The organism is Sulfuritalea sp. (assembly GCF_017302275.1).
Lineage (GTDB): Bacteria > Pseudomonadota > Gammaproteobacteria > Burkholderiales > Rhodocyclaceae > Sulfuritalea.
The window spans coordinates 92,267-109,503 of the sequence record NZ_JAFLDR010000010.1 but is presented as its reverse complement, the minus strand read 5'-3'; the positions used below and the strand labels follow the sequence as shown (position 1 = coordinate 109,503).

General features: G+C 61.7%; 15 protein-coding genes. 5 read left to right on the top strand and 10 right to left on the bottom strand.

Translation table 11 applies throughout. The features are described 5' to 3' along the window. Positions 1–116 precede the first annotated feature (116 nt). Genes pilQ through J0M27_RS07685 form a run of 5 tightly spaced genes read right to left on the bottom strand, consistent with a single transcriptional unit; the run spans position 117 to position 5,269 of the window. Positions 117–2,318: a type IV pilus secretin PilQ gene (gene pilQ, locus J0M27_RS07705; RefSeq protein WP_294989481.1), complete on the bottom strand. Its 2,202-nt coding sequence runs from the start codon at positions 2,316–2,318 to the stop codon at positions 117–119. A gap of 26 nt (positions 2,319–2,344) precedes the next feature. Then, a complete protein-coding gene (locus tag J0M27_RS07700; protein WP_294989430.1) occupies positions 2,345–2,869 on the bottom strand; it encodes a pilus assembly protein PilP in 525 nt (174 codons plus the stop codon). Beyond that, positions 2,866–3,615: a type 4a pilus biogenesis protein PilO gene (locus J0M27_RS07695; protein WP_294989427.1), complete on the bottom strand. Its 750-nt coding sequence runs from the start codon at positions 3,613–3,615 to the stop codon at positions 2,866–2,868. The genes J0M27_RS07700 and J0M27_RS07695 overlap by 4 nt, the downstream gene beginning before the upstream one ends. Then, the gene (locus tag J0M27_RS07690) at positions 3,615–4,181 is read right to left on the bottom strand and encodes a PilN domain-containing protein (RefSeq protein WP_294989425.1); all 567 of its coding nucleotides are present in this window, start codon (positions 4,179–4,181) and stop codon (positions 3,615–3,617) included. The genes J0M27_RS07695 and J0M27_RS07690 overlap by 1 nt, the downstream gene beginning before the upstream one ends. Next, positions 4,178–5,269 carry a pilus assembly protein PilM gene (locus J0M27_RS07685; protein ID WP_294989422.1) on the bottom strand — a complete coding sequence of 364 codons (1,092 nt, stop codon included), beginning with the start codon at positions 5,267–5,269 and terminating at the stop codon, positions 4,178–4,180. The genes J0M27_RS07690 and J0M27_RS07685 overlap by 4 nt, the downstream gene beginning before the upstream one ends. 167 nt (positions 5,270–5,436) lie before the next feature. Here J0M27_RS07685 and J0M27_RS07680 point away from each other — a divergent pair, with 167 nt between their 5' ends. Beyond that, the gene (locus J0M27_RS07680; protein WP_294989419.1) at positions 5,437–7,869 is read left to right on the top strand and encodes a penicillin-binding protein 1A; all 2,433 of its coding nucleotides are present in this window, start codon (positions 5,437–5,439) and stop codon (positions 7,867–7,869) included. On the opposite strand, the gene cyaY is transcribed toward J0M27_RS07680, so the two are convergent. Then, a complete protein-coding gene (cyaY, locus tag J0M27_RS07675) occupies positions 7,866–8,192 on the bottom strand; it encodes an iron donor protein CyaY (protein WP_294989416.1) in 327 nt (108 codons plus the stop codon). The two genes, J0M27_RS07680 and cyaY, sit on opposite strands and share 4 nt — an antisense overlap. A 43-nt stretch (positions 8,193–8,235) precedes the next feature. Between cyaY and J0M27_RS07670 the strand changes: the two genes are divergently transcribed. Genes J0M27_RS07670 through J0M27_RS07655 form a run of 4 tightly spaced genes read left to right on the top strand, consistent with a single transcriptional unit; the run spans position 8,236 to position 14,013 of the window. Further along, positions 8,236–8,499 (top strand): lipoprotein, encoded by a 264-nt coding sequence (locus J0M27_RS07670; protein ID WP_294989413.1) that lies wholly within the window; start codon positions 8,236–8,238, stop codon positions 8,497–8,499. Beyond that, positions 8,496–9,761, top strand: coding sequence for a diaminopimelate decarboxylase (lysA, locus tag J0M27_RS07665; protein WP_294989410.1), 1,266 nt, complete (start codon positions 8,496–8,498; stop codon positions 9,759–9,761). The genes J0M27_RS07670 and lysA overlap by 4 nt, the downstream gene beginning before the upstream one ends. Beyond that, positions 9,761–10,969, top strand: a complete 1,209-nt coding sequence (locus tag J0M27_RS07660; protein ID WP_294989407.1) for an efflux RND transporter periplasmic adaptor subunit — start codon at positions 9,761–9,763, stop codon at positions 10,967–10,969. Before lysA ends, J0M27_RS07660 begins: the two co-directional genes overlap by 1 nt. Further along, entirely contained in the window at positions 10,966–14,013 is a 3,048-nt protein-coding gene (locus J0M27_RS07655; RefSeq protein WP_294989404.1) for an efflux RND transporter permease subunit, read from the top strand. The genes J0M27_RS07660 and J0M27_RS07655 overlap by 4 nt, the downstream gene beginning before the upstream one ends. Positions 14,014–14,311: 298 nt before the next feature. On the opposite strand, the gene J0M27_RS07650 is transcribed toward J0M27_RS07655, so the two are convergent. From J0M27_RS07650 to dcm, 4 genes are read right to left on the bottom strand one after another with little or no spacing between them, the layout of a single operon-like run. Further along, complete coding sequence (locus J0M27_RS07650) at positions 14,312–14,758, bottom strand: type II restriction endonuclease (RefSeq protein ID WP_294989401.1); 447 nt, start codon at positions 14,756–14,758, stop codon at positions 14,312–14,314. A 24-nt stretch (positions 14,759–14,782) separates the two neighbouring features. After that, positions 14,783–15,097, bottom strand: coding sequence for a hypothetical protein (locus J0M27_RS07645; protein ID WP_294989398.1), 315 nt, complete (start codon positions 15,095–15,097; stop codon positions 14,783–14,785). Then, the gene (locus J0M27_RS07640; protein ID WP_294989395.1) at positions 15,097–15,876 is read right to left on the bottom strand and encodes an HNH endonuclease; all 780 of its coding nucleotides are present in this window, start codon (positions 15,874–15,876) and stop codon (positions 15,097–15,099) included. The genes J0M27_RS07645 and J0M27_RS07640 overlap by 1 nt, the downstream gene beginning before the upstream one ends. Next, positions 15,866–17,107, bottom strand: coding sequence for a DNA (cytosine-5-)-methyltransferase (dcm, locus tag J0M27_RS07635; RefSeq protein ID WP_294989394.1), 1,242 nt, complete (start codon positions 17,105–17,107; stop codon positions 15,866–15,868). The genes J0M27_RS07640 and dcm overlap by 11 nt, the downstream gene beginning before the upstream one ends. Between the last annotated feature and the right edge of the window lie 130 nt (positions 17,108–17,237).

Genomic DNA, 17,237 nt, shown 5'->3' with positions numbered 1-17,237 from the left:
GGGACGAGAACGCCCCGCCATCGTCGTGAATGGCGCGTCGATGCGGCGAAAGGCGAGCCCGAAAATGGTGCCGGCAGGCACGTTGTCCGGGAGCCTGGCCCCCGGACGTTTGGCGCTTACCGCTGCGCCAGGGTTTCGCTGATGATGCGCGGCGTTATGAACACCAGCAACTCGCTGCGTGACTGGTTCTTGCTTGTGGTCTTGAACAGAAAGCCGACATAGGGCAGGTCGCCGAGAAACGGAACCCGGTCCTGTGTCTGAATCTCGGCTTCCCTGGCAAAGCCGCCTATGACCACCGTCCCACCGTTTTCCACGATCACATTGGTGGTCACGGTATTGGTGTCGAGGCTGCCCGTGTTCGCGTTGGTGATCGTGCTCTTGGCGATGTTGAGTTCCAGGCTGATTCGATTGTCCGGATTCACCGACGGAGTCACACCAAGGGTCAGCGGCGCCGAGAAGGTCTGGTAGATCGGCAGGCCGGTTGTGGCATTGACGCCCGTCAGAATCGTTACCTGCTGTGTGTTGTTGATGGTCGCGGCCTTGCGGTTGAGGGTGACGATGCGCGGTGAGGATATGGTCTTGTTGCGCGTATCCTGCTCGGCCGCCTGAAGTTCGAGCGCCAGCAGCTTGGTCCCGGCATTGTTGAACAGCATCAGCCCGATGTTGGCGGCCGCCGCCAGGGCATAGCTGGGCTGGAAGATATTCGTTGACGATCTGGCCAGCGCGGGCACAGACGGTGCGCCAAACGTATCCACGTTGGTGAAGCCGGCTGTGGTTCCCAACGCGACTCGCGTCGTACTCGATTCGGTGAACGGAATCTGGTATCCGCGATTGCCCAGAACGTTGGCATCCGCCACGCGCAGCCGCATACCGAGCGAATTGGTGAATCCGGTCGACGCCTCGACGATGCGCGCTTCGATCAGAACCTGTTTGGGCGGTATATCAACCGTGCGGATGACCTCTCGAATCGCCTCGATCACCGCCGCCGTGTCGCGGACGAATACCTGGTTGGTCGCATCGTGGATGGAGATCCCGCCGCGCGCGGTCAGCATGCCCTTGTTGGCGCCGGCGGGCGCGCCAGCCGCAGGTGCCGCCGCCGGTGCGGCGCCAGCCGCTGGAGCCGCAGCGGCACCAGCGGCAGCAGGAGCGAAGCTTGTGTTCACCAGCGAAACGATGTCGGCCGCCTTGACGTAGCTTAGCTTGAAGGTTTCGGCCACCAGCGGCGCTATGTCGCTGGCGCGCGCCAACTCGTCAGCCGTGTCCTGGTCGCGCCGTTGCAGGACCGCCCGGTCTCCGAAAAGCACTACGTCGTTTCGCACCCGCATGCCCGCATTCACCTGGGCCATGATGATTTCCAGCGCCTGGTCATAGGGTATGTTGTCGAGATTCGCGGTAACCGCGCGTCCATTCAGCGAGGGATCGATCAGGACGTTCTTGCCGGAAATGTCGGCAAGAGTTCGCAGCACCATCGTTGCGTCCGCGTTGAAGAAGTTGATCGAGACCTTCTGGCCTTGCTGGCCGGCCTGTACCAGCTTGTTCGCCTCGTCAGCGGGGATGGGTTTGATCTCGATGTTGAGCTGGTTGTTCGTCAGGTGCGCCTGATGGAACCAACGGCCCCGTGCAGCAATTTCCATACGAGTCAGGTTTCCGTCGGCACGCGAAGTAATCGTGGTCACCGGCGTCGCAAAGTCGTTCACGTCACGGCGATTCTGCAAACGCTCCGGAATTTCAACGTCACGCAGCTCGACGGTGATACCCGTTGCGGAGCGACGGATGTCGATCGGCGTGGTGCCATCCGTCAGGTCCACTGTGATTGATGCCTGCCCATCCTCGCCGCGCCGGAACAGTATGTCGCGAACGGCCGCGGTGTCAGCCGCCTGGGGAGATTTTGCGGCCGCGGTGGTCGTGACAGGGGTTGGCTGATAGACGCTCGGAGCCTGTTCCTGGCTGGCCTGCACGCCCTGTGCCTGAAGCTTGATGAACAGCGCATCGCCGACAATTTCGGTCGAAAATTTGGTTGGACGATAGAGATTGAGCACCAGTCGGGTCAGCTTGTCGGTCTGGACCAGGTTGAGGCTGCGGAGGTCTCCCTCGGACACCTGCTGCACGGTCTTGCCGGATTGGTTGTCCGTATCCGGAAAATCTATCACGACGCGTGGCGGTTCGACCACACTCCAGTTGCCCGGAAGTGCCTTCAGGGGAGTGGCCATCTGGACTTTGAGCAGGACTTGATCGCCGTCGCGCCTTACCTGGACCTGCTTGATCGAGTTGTCGGCCGCGAACGAGTAGGCCGGAACGCCGAGGCAGAAGCCCAGCATGGCCAACGCGGCAAGTTTAAGCTTGTTCATTTACGTCCTCCTTCGTTCGGCACCATGAGCACCTTCTCCTGCGCGACCCATGCGCCGTTCGCGTCCTTGACGGTTTCAAGTACCGTAACGCCATCTCGGGAAATCTGCGTGATCCTGCCGAAGCTGCGGCCCATGTATTCGCCTACCCGCACATGCTTGGGCTTGTTGGGTGGTGGGGTCTGGATGAGGGCGTAGGGCACCGGGCCAGCCATGACGATGCCCATCACCTTCAAATCCTCGATCGGAAATATCTCAAGGGGTTGCTGCGGCCGCGACCTGTCCGGTGCGGACTTGTCGGCAACTGCCTCCAAGGTCACGATCTTGCCGGACGCGAATGGCGGCGTCAGCGTTTCGGTTTCATAGGCAACGACGGGGAAAGCCGCGATTTCCGGCAAGGGAGCGACCTTGCCCCTCATGCCCTTGGCTTCCTCTCGCATCCATTCCCGAATATCCTGATGCTGCTCGGCGCCACACCCGGCCAACAGCGGCAGGATCAGGATCAGAAGGGCGCTAGGCTTCATTTCTTGCCTCCCTTGGCGGCCTTCTTCTGGTTGGCAATCTCGGTGTCATCCAGATAGCGAAATGTCTTTGCGGTGGCCCGCATGGCGAGAGTGCCATTCGGATTCGCCGCCATGCTGATGTCGTTGAGCGTGACGATGCGAGGCAGTTTCGCGATATCCCCGGTGAAGCCGCCGATGTCGTGATAGGTTCCTGTCAGGTTGAGTGCGATAGGCACTTCCGCATAGAACTCCTTGGGCGCTTCGCCACCCGGCTTGAAAAGTTCCACCAGCAAGCCCCTGCCTTGCGCAGCCTTGTTGATGTCGACCAGCATGTCACCCATTTCGGCCTTGTTTGGCAACTGCTTCAGCAGTGCGCCGAACGAGCGATCGATTTCGGCCAGTTGGCGCCGGTATTCGTCCAGGTTTACCGCCTGCCGTTTCTTGTTCAGCCAATCTTCCTTGTGTTTGACCTCTTCGGCGCGCTTCGCTTCCAGTTCCTCCAGCTGTACGCTCCATCCAAGTGCGCCGAATCCCCAGGCAGTTGCCATCAGCGCAATGAACAAGCCCAGAAGAATGACGATTCTCGGCGCCAGCGGCCACAAACCGGGATCCTTGGGGTCCAGGGTCTTGAAGTCCATCGCCAACTGCTGAAAATTGATCATCGGCGCCTTTGGCGCGGTGGGCTCCACCTTGGCCGACTGCTTTTCGGCCAGCTTTTCGGCAGCTGACTTGCGTTTGAACAGGTCTTTCAGGGAGGGCAGCTTCATCATTTCTTCCCCGGTGCCTGCGCGGTCTGGCGCGTTATCATCGTAGTGATGCTGAACGCATTGAGCCGGCGACCGGCCACGGCCTCTGCCTTTGTTTCGACCAGCGTCGACGCTTCAAGAAGCGGCGATTCGTCGAGGTTGTTCATCAGGGTCGTGATTCGGGCATTCGACTGCGCGTACCCGGCAAGAACGATCCTCGGCCCGGTCTGTACCAAGGTACGCAGGTAGATGCCTTCGGGAACCTGCTTGGCCAGCTCGTTGAACAGGTGCACCGTCTCGCTACGGTTGGCCTGAAGGGCCTCGATCACGCGCTTGCGTGATAGCAGTGCATTGGTCTGCTCCTGGATCTTCTTGATTTCGCTGATTTCCTTGTCGAGGCTGGCTATTTCCTTCTTGAGAAACTCGTTCTTTTCGCTCTGCAGAGCCGTCTCGCGGCTGATCACCGAATAGCCAAGGAACCAGATCACGGCCGCAAGAACCGAGACCAGTCCCATCAGGACATAGAACTGCTGGCGCCGCGCCTTGCGCTTTTCTTCGCGGTGCGGAAGGAGATTGATCCGGATCATTGATCGAACTTCCTTAAGGCGAGTCCGCACGCCACCATCAGCGACGGCGCGTCGGCAGCGAGTTGCTTGGCCCGGATGCGCGGCGAAATGGTCATTCCGGCAAAGGGATCGGCCAGGATGGTGTTCACATTGGTGCGCTGGCCCACGATTTCGGCGACGCCCGGAATCAGCGCGGAACCACCGGCGAGGATGATGTGATGCACCTCGTTATGCGGCGTCGAAGTGAAGAAGAACTGTAATGCACGTGCGACTTCCTGCGCCATGTTCTCGATGAAGGGATGCAGGATTTCGGCTTCGTAGTTGTCGGGAGGAGTACCGGAACGTTTGAGATTCTCGGCCTCTTCCGCGCCCATGCCGTAGGCACGCATGATCTCATCGGTCAATTGCGATCCACCGAAGGCCTGTTCGCGCGCATACAACTGCTGGTTGTCCTTGGTAATGGTGACCTTCATGGCGGCGGCGCCGACGTCCACCAGGGCAACGATCTGCCCGGCACCTGCTTGCGGCAGTTGCATCGTGACCAATTCATAGGCGGCCTGGGTCGCATAGGCCTCGACATCCATCACCACCGGCTTGAGCTCGGCGACTTCCGCCGCCGCCACCCGGTCCTCGACCTTTTCCTTGCGCGATGCCGCCAGCAACACCTCGACATCGTCGGGGCTCGACGGCGCGGGTCCGATGACCTGAAAGTCGAGATTGACCTCCTCCAATGCAAAGGGAATGTATTGGTTGGCCTCGGACTCCACCTGCACTTCCATTTCCTGCTCGCGCAAGCTGGCCGGGAGCGTGATCTTCTTGGTGATTACCGCCGCCGTCGGCAATGCCAAGGCGACATACCGGGTAGATGTGCCCAAGCGCTTCCAGCATCGCAACAGGGTTTCGGACACGGCATCGACCGACGCGAGATTGCCGTCAACCACAGCATCCTTGGGCAGCGGTTCTATGGCGTAACGCTCCACGCGCGGCTGCCCCTTGCCGCCATCCACCAGCTCGACCATCTTGACCGCGGTCGAACTGATGTCGACCCCGATCAGCGGACGAAGCTTCGGGTTAAAGATCGACTTCAGGGCCGAGACATCGATCTGCAAAGAATTTTCCTTTAAAAATATTGCGTTACAAGCTATACGGATAATTTACTTCAGATGCTAGCAGCAACTATATCGAGTGTAAAGCAAAATTGTAAAGAATCCACTGTGGCAGCGTCTCTTCAACGCCACAGCTATAATTCGCCGCGCCGCCTCCCACCTTCCATTTCGTGCCAATTTCCTCCGTCAACGCTCCGGTCCGCTGGGTCCTGTATTTTCTGCTCGTGCTCGGCGGCAGCGTGCTTGGCGTCCTCGCGTTGGCCGGGATAGTGCTGATTCTTGCGTATCCCCAACTGCCCTCGGTGGAAGTCCTGACCGACTACCAGCCGAAGATACCCATGCGGATCTATTCCGGCGACGGCCACCTGATAGGTGAATTCGGCGAGGAGCGGCGCAATTTTGCGCGTATCAAGGATGTTCCCGCCATCATGACCCAGGCGATCCTCGCCGCCGAGGATGAGCGTTTCTATCAGCATCCCGGTATCGACACGCAGGGCATACTGCGCGCTGCGTATTCGAATTTCGTGGGAGGCGGCAGGCGGCAAGGGGCGTCGACCATCACCATGCAGGTGGCGCGCAATTTTTTCCTTTCCAGTGAAAAGACCCTGACCCGAAAACTGTATGAGATGTTACTGGCTTTCAAAATCGAGAACAATCTCGAAAAAGACCAGATTCTGGAAATCTACCTCAACCAGATTTACCTCGGACAACGCGCCTACGGGTTCTCGGCGGCGGCGCAGTTCTATTTCGGCAAGGCACTGAAGGACGTCACCATCGCCGAAGCGGCCATGCTGGCCGGCCTGCCCAAGGCGCCCTCCGCCTTCAACCCGGTCGCCAACCCGAAGCGCGCCCAATTGCGCCAGCGCTATGTGTTGCGCCGAATGCACGAGCTGAACTACATCGACGATGCCCAGCTAAAGACGGCACAAGCGGAGACACTGCGCGTCAAGCGCGACGTCAACGACTTCGGGGTGCATGCCGAGTACGTCGCCGAAATGGCGCGCCAGATCACCGTCGAACGCTTCCCCGATGATTCGTACAGCCGCGGCCTGAACGTCATCACCACCGTCGATCGCTCCGAACAGCAGGCAGCCTATCTTGCGCTGCGGCGTGGCGTGATGGATTACGACCGGCGTCACGGCTATCGCGGCGCCGAGGCCTACGTCGACCTCAAGGACGTCACCTCGGACCAGGACGAGGAACTCGAGGAACTGCTGACGGATTTCCATGACAGCGACGATCTGCTGCCGGCAATCGTCCTCGAAGCGGGGCCGAAGCAGGTGCGCGCTTACCTGCGCGGCGGAGATTTGCTCAAGATCGGCGAAGAGGGCCTCAAGTTCGCCGCCCGCATGCTGGACGACAAGGCGGCGCCGAACAAGCGCCTGCGACGCGGCGCGGTGATTCGCGTGCAAAAAACCGAAAAAGGCTGGCAAATCCTCCAACTGCCCGAGGTGGAGGCCGCCTTCGTCGCCGCGAGCCCGGTCGATGGCGCCATCCGCGCCCTGGTCGGCGGCTTCGATTTCAATCGCAACAAATTCAATCATGTCACGCAGGCCTGGCGCCAGCCCGGCTCCAGCTTCAAACCCTTCATCTACTCGGCGGGACTGGAAAAAGGCTACACGCCCGCATCGGTGATCGCCGACGAGCCGGTCTCTATATCCGCCGAGGAAACCGGGTCGCAGGCCTGGGAGCCGAAAAACTACGACGGCAAGTACGAGGGCCCGATGAGCCTGCGCACGGCGCTCGCCAAGTCGAAGAACATGGTCTCGATCCGCCTGCTGCGCTCGATCGGGACCCATTACGCGCAGGACTACGTGACGCGCTTCGGCTTTGATGCCGACAAACACCCACCCTACCTGACGCTGGCATTGGGCGCCGGCGCCGTGACGCCCTGGCAGCAGCTTGCCGCCTACTCGATTTTCGCCAACGGCGGCTACCGCGTCGAGCCCTACATCGTGCGCGAGATCCGCGACGACAAGGGCAGCTTGCTGGCCGCGATTCAGCCAGCCCTGGCGGGTGACGAATCCCTGCGCGCGATAGACGCCCGCAACGCATGGCTCATGGACAGCATGATGCACGACGTGGTGCGCCGCGGTACCGCGACGCGCGCCGCCACCGCGCTGAAGCGCGGCGACCTGGCCGGCAAGACCGGCACTACCAACGACTACATCGACGCCTGGTTCTGTGGTTATCAGCCGACGGTGGTCGGCATCGCCTGGATCGGCTTCGACCAGCCCAAGCGCATGGGCAACGGCGAGACCGGCGGCGCGGCGGCGTTGCCGATCTGGATCGGCTACATGGAACACGCGCTGAAAAACGTCCCCGAAAGCTGGCCCGAGCTTCCTGAAGGACTGGTATCCGTCGTCACCAACGATCCCGCCGGCAAGACAGGCAAGGAACTGGTCTACAAGGAACACCTGCCGGCTCCGCCCGCCGAGGAAGAGGCGGAAGCGTCGGTACAGGAACCCGCGCCGGTGCAGGACGCCAAGCCCAAGCCGGTCGAAAGGCCGGCGGGCGAAAAGCCTCCCGGAGAAAAGGCCGCTGGCGAGAAAGCCGCGGCCGACAAGCCGGTCTCGGCCAAGCCCGCGGAGAAGAAGCCCTAGAGCTTCACGCTGGTCCCGGCCTGCTGCGACACGGCCCGGGACAGCGCCACCATCAGTTCCTCGCCGTCACGCGTGCCGAACCAGCGCCCTCCCTCGGGCCGAAAGTGAAACCCGCCGGATTTCGCCGCCAGCCAGATCTCGCGCGCGGCGGCATGGCGATTGACGATGATCTTCGAACCATTGTCGAACTCGATCTCGATGATGCCACCGGGCTTTATTTCGAAGTCGAAATCGACCGCAGCACTGTCGCACGCGGCCTCCAGTGCCGCTTCGATGCGCGCCAGTTCGGCATCGGCCGCCGCCATGAATTCCTGTTCGTCCATCGCGTGTTCCTTTCAGGGGAAAGCGCGGCCGGGAGAGGCCAACATGTCGCCGGCACTGCGCGCCGCATATACTACCGTTCCCAGCCTTCCTTCCGCGAACCCGATGCGCCCGATAACTCCATTGCTCGCCGCCCTGGCCTTCCTCGGGGCGCTCGCCGGCTGCGGTACCAAGACTCCCCTGACGCTGCCGCCGCAGCAACCGCCGGCGAAGGCTGCCGCCTTGCCGACGACATCATCGATGGAATCGATGCAAGGACTGGCGCTGGCGGATAGTCGTCGCGACCCGCGCGCCGAGCCCCGCCGATGAGCCTGACCAGCATGGGCAAGGACGGCTTGCAGGTCGAGGCCGTCGCGCTGGACGACGTTGCCGCGCGCTTCGGCACGCCCTGCTACGTCTATTCGCGCCTCGCGCTGACCGCCGCCTACGTCGGCTATCGCAACGCCTTGCAGGCACACGGTCTGGGTGACCGCTCACTGATCTGCTACGCGGTCAAGGCCAATTCGAACCTCGCCATTCTCAATTTGTTTGCACGTCTGGGCGCCGGCTTTGACATTGTCTCCGGCGGTGAACTGGCACGCGTCCTGGCGGCCGGCGGCAGCGCGGACAAGATCGTGTTCTCCGGCGTCGGCAAGTCGCGCGAGGAAATGTGCGCGGCGCTGGAAGCCGGCATCCATTGCTTCAACGTCGAATCGGCCAGCGAGCTGGAACAGCTCAATGCGGTCGCCGGCAGCATGAATCGCCGCGCGCCGGTTTCGCTGCGGGTAAATCCCGACGTCGACGCCAAGACCCATCCCTACATTTCCACGGGCCTCAAGACCGCCAAGTTCGGCGTCGCCTTCGACCAGGCCTTCGACACCTACCGCCGCGCCGCGTCCCTTCCGCATCTCGCGGTAAAGGGCATCGATTGCCACATCGGTTCGCAACTGCTCGACCCGGCGCCCGCCGCGGAGGCCGCCGACAAGGTATTGGCGCTGGTCGACCGCCTCGCGGCGGCCGGCATCGTGCTGGAACACATCGACCTCGGCGGCGGCATGGGCATCCAGTACCGCCGCGAAGAACCGGCGCCTGCGACCGCCGACTACCTTGCGCCGATGCTCGCGAAGTTCGCCAGCCGGCGCGAAAGCCTGATCTTCGAACCGGGTCGCTCTCTGGTGGGGAATGCCGGCCTGCTGCTGACCCGAGTACAGGTGCTCAAGCCCGGCGCGGAGAAGCATTTCGCCGTGGTCGACGCGGCGATGAACGACCTGATGCGTCCCGCCCTGTATGACGCCTGGCACGACATCGTGCCGGTGGCAACAGTCGGCGCTGGCGCTACGGCGATGCCGTACGAGATTGTCGGTCCGGTCTGCGAATCCGGCGACTTCCTCGGCCACGACCGCAGTCTGGCCTTGCGGGAAGGCGACCTGCTCGCCATCCTTTCGGCCGGCGCCTACGGCATGGCCATGGCATCGAACTACAACAGCCGGCCGCGCGCCGCCGAAGTCATGGTCGATGGCGCGCAGGCCCACTTGATCCGCCGCCGCGAGGACCTTGCGGAACTCTTCGCCCTGGAGTCGGTCCTGCCGTGATGCGCAGGACATTCGCCGCCGGCATCGCCCTGCTGCTGCTTGGCGCCTGCGGCCAGAAAGCCGAGGAAAAGAAAGCCGGGCCGCCGCCGGCGTTGATCACCGTCACCCAGGTCGGCAGCGGCGAATTCGAAGTGGTCGAGGAAACCCTGGGCACGCTGGAAGTGCTGGCCGACCCGAAAGTCGGCGCCGAGGTGCCGGGGCGCGTCGTGCAGGTGCTGGCGCGCACCGGACAGCGCGTGAAAAAGGGGCAGGTGCTGGCGGTCATCGACGCCGGCGATACCACGCTGGCCAACCGCGCCGACGAAGCCGAAGCGCGCCGGCTCGAAGCGCTCGCCACCCAGCAGGACCGCCTGCTCGAACGCCAGCAGGCGCTGGTGGCCAAGGGCTTCCTGTCGAAGAATGCCGGCGAGGATATCGCCGCGCAGCGCACCGCCGTCAATGAGCAACTGACCGCCGCCCGCGCCCGCGCCGAAAACAGCCGCCGCTCGGTGGGCAAGACCCGCGTCACGGCGCCGCTCGATGCCGTGGTCGAAGTGCAGATCGTCGCCCCCGGCGATTACGTCAAGGTCGGCGATCCGCTGTTCCAGTTGGTCGCGCCGCACAAGCTGCGCGCCCACCTGCCCTTCCCCGAAGTCGCCGCCACTCGCCTCGCCCGGGGCCAGGCGGTGAGCATGACGTCACCGCTGGCGCCGGGCAAGCTATTCGAAAGCCGCATCCACGAAATCCGTCCCGGCATCGTCGAAGGCAGCCGCACGCTCGACGTGCTGGCCGACATCGACAACCGCGAGGGCCTGTTGCGCGGCGGCGGCACGGTGAATGCCACGGTGCGCATCGCCGCCAAGGCCACGGCCCTGACGGTGCCCGAGCAAAGCGTGGTGCTGCGCCCGGCCGGCAAGGTGGTCTATGTCATCAGCGAGGTCGAAGGACAGAAGCGGGCGCAGGCGAAGGTGGTCAAGGCCGGCGCCAAGCGCGGCGGCCGCGTCGATATCCTCGAAGGGCTCAAGGGTGGCGAAACGATCGCGCTCGACGGCGCCGGCTTCCTAACCAACAATGCCGTGGTGGCGATCAAGGAGGCAGCCAAGCCGGGCGGCAAGGGCGGCCCGCCCAAGGATTCCGCCGCCGACAAGACAGTTCCCGCAGGGACGCAGGGCGCTGGCGCTGACGCCACGGCGAAGAAGGCCGACCCCGTCAAACCCGAAGCGAAATGACCCTGCCCGAGCTATCGGTCAAGCGCCACGTCCTGGCGTGGATGCTGAACGCCGTGCTGGTGCTGTTCGGCGTCATCTCCTTCAGCCGCATCGGCATGGACCGCCTGCCCTACATCGAATTCCCGGTGGTCTCGGTGACCACCGCACTCAAGGGCGCCAACCCGGACATCGTCGACGCCAGCGTCACCAACCTGCTGGAAAGCTCGGTGAACAGCGTGCCCGGCATCGAGCACATCCAGTCCACTTCCTCGCCCGGCGTCTCGGTGATCAACATCACCTTCGGCCTGGAGAAGGACGTCGACATCGCCTTCAACGAGGTGCAGTCCAAGGTCAACCAGGTGCTGCGCCGCCTGCCGAAGGATGTCGATCCGCCCATCGTGGCCAAGGTCGAGACCAACGCCTCGCCGATGTTCTGGATGGCGCTGCAGGGCGACCGCACCCAGCAGCAGCTCAACCAGTACGCGCTAAACGTGGTCAAGAAGAAGCTGGAGACCATAGACGGCGTCGGCGAGGTGCGCCTCGGCGGGCGGCGCGACCGCACCATCCGCGTAAACCTAATCCCCGAACGCATGACGGCGCTGGCGATCTCGGCGCAGGACATCGCCAGCGCCTTCGCCACCGAGCACGTGCAGCTCGCCGGCGGCTTTGTGGTCGGCCAGGCCACCGAACACCTGGTCAAGCTCGACCTCGAATTCCACTCGCTCGACGCGCTGGCCGGCCTGGTGGTGACGCAGCGCAACGGCGTCGCGGTGCGCCTGGGCGATGTCGCCGAGCTGGAGGACGGTCTCACGGACAACCGCCAGTTGGCGCGCTTCAACGGCGAGATGACGGTGGGCCTCGGCGTGGTCAAGGTCGCCAATGCCAACACCGTCGCCATCGCCGAGCGCATCAGGGCGAAGCTGGCCAACGAGATCGAGCCGCAACTGCCGCCGGGCATGAAGATCAGCATCGTCTCCAACGATGCCGTGTTCATCCTCGAAATCGTCAACTCGCTGAAGCAGCACCTGGTCGAAGGCACCCTGCTGGCGGCGCTGGTGGTGTGGTTCTTCCTGCGCTCGCTGCGCTCGACGCTGATCATCGCGCTGGCCATCCCGGTGTCGCTGATGGGCGCCATCGCGGTGATCTACTTCTTCGGCTACACGCTGAATTCGCTGACCATGCTGGCGCTGCTGCTGCTGATCGGGGTGGTGGTGGACGACGCCATTGTCGTTCTCGAGAACATCTTCCGCCACCGCGAGGACCTCGATCCCGATCCGCAGTCCGCCGCGATCAACGGCAGCCGCGAGGTGGTGTTCGCGGTGATCGCCGCCACGCTCTCGCTGGTTTCCATCTTCGCGCCGGTGATCTTCCTGCAGGGCGTGATCGGCCAGTTCTTCCGCTCCTTCGCCGTGGTGGTCACTTTCGGCGTGCTGGTTTCGCTGTTCGTCTCGCTGACGCTCACCCCCATGCTCTGCTCGCGCTATCTCACGGTGGAAAAGCAGCACGGCCGACTCTACCACCTGCTCGACGGCATCCTCGGCGGCCTCGACCGCCTCTATGTGCGCCTGCTCGAAGCCGCGCTGACGCACCGCTGGTGGGTGGTGGCGCTGACCGCGCTGATCGTGGCTTCCAGCAGCTTCTTCTTCATCCACATCGGCAAGACCTTCACCCCGGACGAGGACGAGGGCCGCTTCCGCGTCTCGCTGCGCACGCCGCTGGGCTCCAGCATCGACTACACCGACGGCAAGCTGCGCGAGGTCGAGGCGGTGCTCAACAACTACCCCGAGGTGCGTACCGAGTTCGCCCTGATCGGCCTGGGCAGCGCCGGCCAGGTCAACCAGGGCACGGTCGTGGTGCGCATGGCGCCGCGCGAGGAACGCCAGCGCAGCCAGCAGCAGGTGATCGCCGAGGTGCGCAAGGAACTCGCCGGCATCCCCGGCGCGCGCGCCTTCGCCGCGCCCTTCTCCATCGTCGGCGGCGGCCAGCGCGGCGAGCCATTGCAGTTCGTCCTCGCCGGCGAGAACATCGACGAAGTCGGCCGCCTCACGCGCGAACTGCAGCAGAAGCTGGCTTTGCTGCCCGGCATCGGCCGCGTCGACACCGACCTGCAGCTCGACCTGCCGCAACTGGTGTTCCGCCCCGACCGACTGCGCATCGCCAACGCCAACCTCTCCACCGCCGACGTCGCGCTGGCGGTGAACATGCTGACCGGCGGCATCGACATCGCCAAGTTCAACGACGAACCCGGCGACGGCCAGCGCTATGACATTCGTGTCAAGGCGAAGGAAGGCGCCTTCACCCAGCCCGCCGACCTGTCGAAGATTTTCCTGCGCAACCGCGACGGCAAGCTGGTGCGCCTGGATTCCGTGGCGCGCTTCGAGGAGAAGCTCGGCCCCGCCGTGATCGGCCGCTTCGACCTGCAATACTCGGCCACCTTCTATGCCACGCCGGCCATCCCGCTCGGCGACGCCGTGACCCAGATGCGCGCCGCGGCGGCCGAGATCCTTCCCGCCGGCTACCAGGTCAAGCTGATCGGCCAGGCCGAGGAATTCGGCAAGACGCAGAAGTACATGAGCTTCGCCTTCGGTCTCGCCCTGGTGCTGCTCTACATGGTGCTGGCGAGCCAGTTCAACAGCTTCCTGCAACCGGCCATCGTCATGCTCGCCCAGCCGCTGGCGGTGGTCGGCGGCATTGCCGCGCTGTGGCTGTTCGGCCACACGCTGAACATCTACTCGATGATCGGCCTGACGCTCCTGATCGGCCTCGTAGCGAAGAACTCGATCCTGCTGGTGGACCTCACCAACCAGCGCCGCGAGCAGGGCATGGCGGTCGACGCCGCCTTGCGCAACGCCTGCCCGATCCGCATGCGCCCGGTGCTGATGACCTCGGCGACCGTGATCCTGGCGCTGTTCCCTGCCGCGCTGGGCCTCGGCGCCGGCGCCGAGACCAACCAGCCGCTGTCGATCGCCGTGATCGGCGGCATGATCTCCTCGACCCTGCTGACCCTGGTGGTGGTGCCGGCGGTGTATTCGCTGATCGAGGGGCGACGCCGCAAGGTCGAGTGAAAGAGTCGGCGCTGGCGGAACGGCGGCTTGGTGCCCTAAACGGCCTGATGACAAAAATATCTGCGTTGGTGGCAGACTGATCGGAAAGCCGTCGTTCGATTTTCCGGGGTGGCAATCCTGACCTCGGCCAAAATAGACGTTCAGTACCAAGCAGCAACGCGCCTGCTGTGCGGCCAAGAAAATGACGATAAGGGAAAACAGACGCTACGTGCAGAGTCCCGAAACTTTCGCCGCAATGTCGGCAAAAGGCTGTAGAAACGCCGACTTATGCGGTGGCGGATTGGAAGGTAGAGCCATCCTATTGACGTCCCTTTACCAGATCGACAAAACCAGAAATATCAAGCAGCCAGCTCCGCTGTGCTGCTGTGTAGGTATCGTGCAGAGGTGCGGGAATCACGAGTTGCACCCGCTCAGATTGCATTTCAGCGGTCTGATTTTCGCTGATGCTAGGTTCCAGCGTGACCAAGTGTTTTAAAGGAATTCGCGCCGCTTCGTTGAGTATTTGTCGCCACCGGTCCTTGCTGGTCGTCTTTGATGCCAGCATGGTGAGTCGGGTCGAAGGAAAGGATTGGTCGTGATAGTGCCTGATGTCAGGAAAAATGAAATCCGGCTTGAGTTTTTGCTCGGTCACGGCAGTACGTGAATAGGTCACTCCATGTGACTTGAAGATGGCCTCAAGGTGGTTTTCCAAGGCATTTCCGGCTCTCGACTTGCGGCGCTGGAATGCGCTTTGCGCGACCTTCATTGCCGGATCGGGATGCAAATTGCACTATCGACCGAAATTTCCAATCTCGACTAAGAGTTGGTCAATGCTTCTGCCAAACAAATCGTCTGGAGCTTGATCAGTGTCGCTGACATCAAAAAACTCATGTAGAGGCACATCTAGCTCCGCGCAGAACACTGGAAAATGCAAATCTGGCAAACGAGCAGCAGGTGCATCAAAGAACTCGGCATTAGACATGGCCTGCCTAACTGACGCCCTCACTGTATCTATGTCATGAGCACGAGGATTGGAGAACACTACACTCTCCCAATTCTTGTAGTTGCCAGCGTCTCGGTATAGGTACTCAAAGACGATATTCATTACGTTCTCACAAACACGTTGTCACGGTGGAATGCCAGAAATTCACGGTCAGGTATGAATTTCTCGGGGGTACGCAACCGCTGTCCGCTATATCTGATGATTGAGGAAGTTAGAAACTCATCGTCAAGCCGCATGAGCTTTGGGGAAATTTGTACGGTGAAATTGTCGGCAATGCAAATCAAACCAAGATCGAACGCCTTGTCATGCAGCATGGATAAGCACAGTCCGTTTCTTGGATTCAACCGGTTCTTGGCGTCACTGCGCCACGGAACAATGTGACTGGCTACCAGAAGCTGCGGTACACCTAGCCCGCTGATGCAGCAGCAATAGTCATAGGCGCTCAATACAGCATCGCGGAAAAATGCCTGGCCCACCCGGGTCTTGGTCGTGGCAAACCTTTCGGTACCCTCATAGTTTTCCGCTGCGCCCAAGTGAACATCCTCAGCTATTGGGAGCTCGATAGCTTGCCCTTCAACCCGTTCTACGGCTTGCTGTACAGCCAACGCAAACTGCTCCCAATCAGTCTGCATCTCCTCCCACATCGCTCGATCTGCCGAAGATGCTCCCTCAAGCCCTTTCCTGCCCGTACTGGTAATGGCCGGATCGAGACTGGCGATATTTGTGAGTTTCATCGCTAGAGCGGATGGCGTACGCCCAATCAAACCGGCGTAGCGAATTACGTCAGGATTGGCACGATGCATCTTGCCGAATGGCATCCGGCAATAAAGATGAAATGCAACCAGCAACTGTTCGCGTAACCAACCGGCTCTAGTTGCCATGTGCGTTCATCCTTGGTGATGTCGAAATGGCGATCATCACGTGCGGCTTCATTGCTCTTGCAACTCCATCGATAAGAGAAGGCACGGACGCATCACCAAATTGCCGATAGGCTTGCGTGTCCGAAACAGGAATACGAAAATCATCCGGGAAACCCATCAGTCGTGCGCACTCACGCGGCGTCAGCCGGCGCGGGTTCTTGTTCTTGCCACGGCTCACGAGAATTTCCGAACCGTCTTTGTAATAGCGCGCAGACAGGGTGCGCGCCGTTTGCTCGGGCGTCACCAAACCGAAGCCGAATCCGTTGCCGGCGGCGCGGTGTTTTTCGGCATAGGCTTGCAAGTAGGCCCAGAGCTTGTCAGTCAGGACGTACTTGTCATGGACGGTGGCCTTTGCACCATGCGTGTATGGAGGCTGGGGTAATTCACTTCCATTTTCCGGATGCAGAATGCTTGACAAGACCGGCCCGGATTCCGGAAATTGCAGAGCGTCCCAACTGAATCCGGTCGGCTCGCGGAAACCAACGATGAGAATGCGCTCGCGATGCTGGGGTACAAAATGGCGGGCATCGATGACACGGTAGTGCACGTCATAGCCGAGTTCTTCGCGCAGAGCGTGCAAGATCACTCTGAACGTGTTTCCCTTGTCGTGCGAGACAAGTCGCTTGTTGCTTTCGAGCAGGAAGGCTTTGGGGCGTTTTTCGGCAATGATCCGCGCTACATCAAAGAACAAGGTACCTTGTGTTGTGCATTCAAACCCGTGCGGACGGCCCAGTGCATTTTTCTTGCTGACGCCAGCAATGCTGAACGGCTGACAAGGGAATCCGGCGAGTAGAACGTCGTGATCGGGAATGTCCTTGGCCTCGCATGGAACAATGTCACCAACAATCTCATGCGCGTCGCGGAAGTTCTCGACATAAGTTTTTTGCGACCACGTATTCCATTCTGATGTGAACACACAGCGCCCCCCGTGAGACTGGAATCCAAGCCGGATACCGCCGATACCGGCGAACAGGTCGATGAAAGTGAAATCACCTCCACTCGGGGTAACCCGGCCAAAGTCGAGAATTTTCTGCAGGGCCGGCGCCAAATAGGACGGCGGCGGAGTTTTCCCAGTGCGCCACCGGGTAATTGTTTTCGGGGCTTTGCCCAGCATTTCGGCTACTCGCCCGACGTTGTAACGTGCAACGGCTTGCTCAAGGAAATAAACGGTTTCGGCTGACTCGGCTAGCATGGCGCTCTCGCGGGGAATAAGTCGGGACATTCTGACCAATGCTCGCCCTAGGTGCAAGTACATTTTCGAGGTCATTACCCTGCTTAAGACCGGGCTGCCCACGCTGGCCTCACTTCTGGGGTGGCGTTTC

Coding starts and splice junctions, on each gene's coding strand:
- J0M27_RS07670 (WP_294989413.1), top strand. CDS start 8,236: ATGTCGCCGGCACTGCGCGCCGCATATACTACCGTTCCCAGCCTTCCT.
- J0M27_RS07690 (WP_294989425.1), bottom strand. CDS start 4,181: ATGATCCGGATCAATCTCCTTCCGCACCGCGAAGAAAAGCGCAAGGCG.
- lysA (WP_294989410.1), top strand. CDS start 8,496: ATGAGCCTGACCAGCATGGGCAAGGACGGCTTGCAGGTCGAGGCCGTC.
- J0M27_RS07645 (WP_294989398.1), bottom strand. CDS start 15,097: ATGAATATCGTCTTTGAGTACCTATACCGAGACGCTGGCAACTACAAG.
- J0M27_RS07700 (WP_294989430.1), bottom strand. CDS start 2,869: ATGAAGCCTAGCGCCCTTCTGATCCTGATCCTGCCGCTGTTGGCCGGG.
- J0M27_RS07660 (WP_294989407.1), top strand. CDS start 9,761: ATGCGCAGGACATTCGCCGCCGGCATCGCCCTGCTGCTGCTTGGCGCC.
- J0M27_RS07640 (WP_294989395.1), bottom strand. CDS start 15,876: ATGGCAACTAGAGCCGGTTGGTTACGCGAACAGTTGCTGGTTGCATTT.
- J0M27_RS07650 (WP_294989401.1), bottom strand. CDS start 14,758: ATGAAGGTCGCGCAAAGCGCATTCCAGCGCCGCAAGTCGAGAGCCGGA.
- cyaY (WP_294989416.1), bottom strand. CDS start 8,192: ATGGACGAACAGGAATTCATGGCGGCGGCCGATGCCGAACTGGCGCGC.
- J0M27_RS07655 (WP_294989404.1), top strand. CDS start 10,966: ATGACCCTGCCCGAGCTATCGGTCAAGCGCCACGTCCTGGCGTGGATG.
- dcm (WP_294989394.1), bottom strand. CDS start 17,107: ATGCTAGCCGAGTCAGCCGAAACCGTTTATTTCCTTGAGCAAGCCGTT.
- pilQ (WP_294989481.1), bottom strand. CDS start 2,318: ATGCTGGGCTTCTGCCTCGGCGTTCCGGCCTACTCGTTCGCGGCCGAC.
- J0M27_RS07695 (WP_294989427.1), bottom strand. CDS start 3,615: ATGAAGCTGCCCTCCCTGAAAGACCTGTTCAAACGCAAGTCAGCTGCC.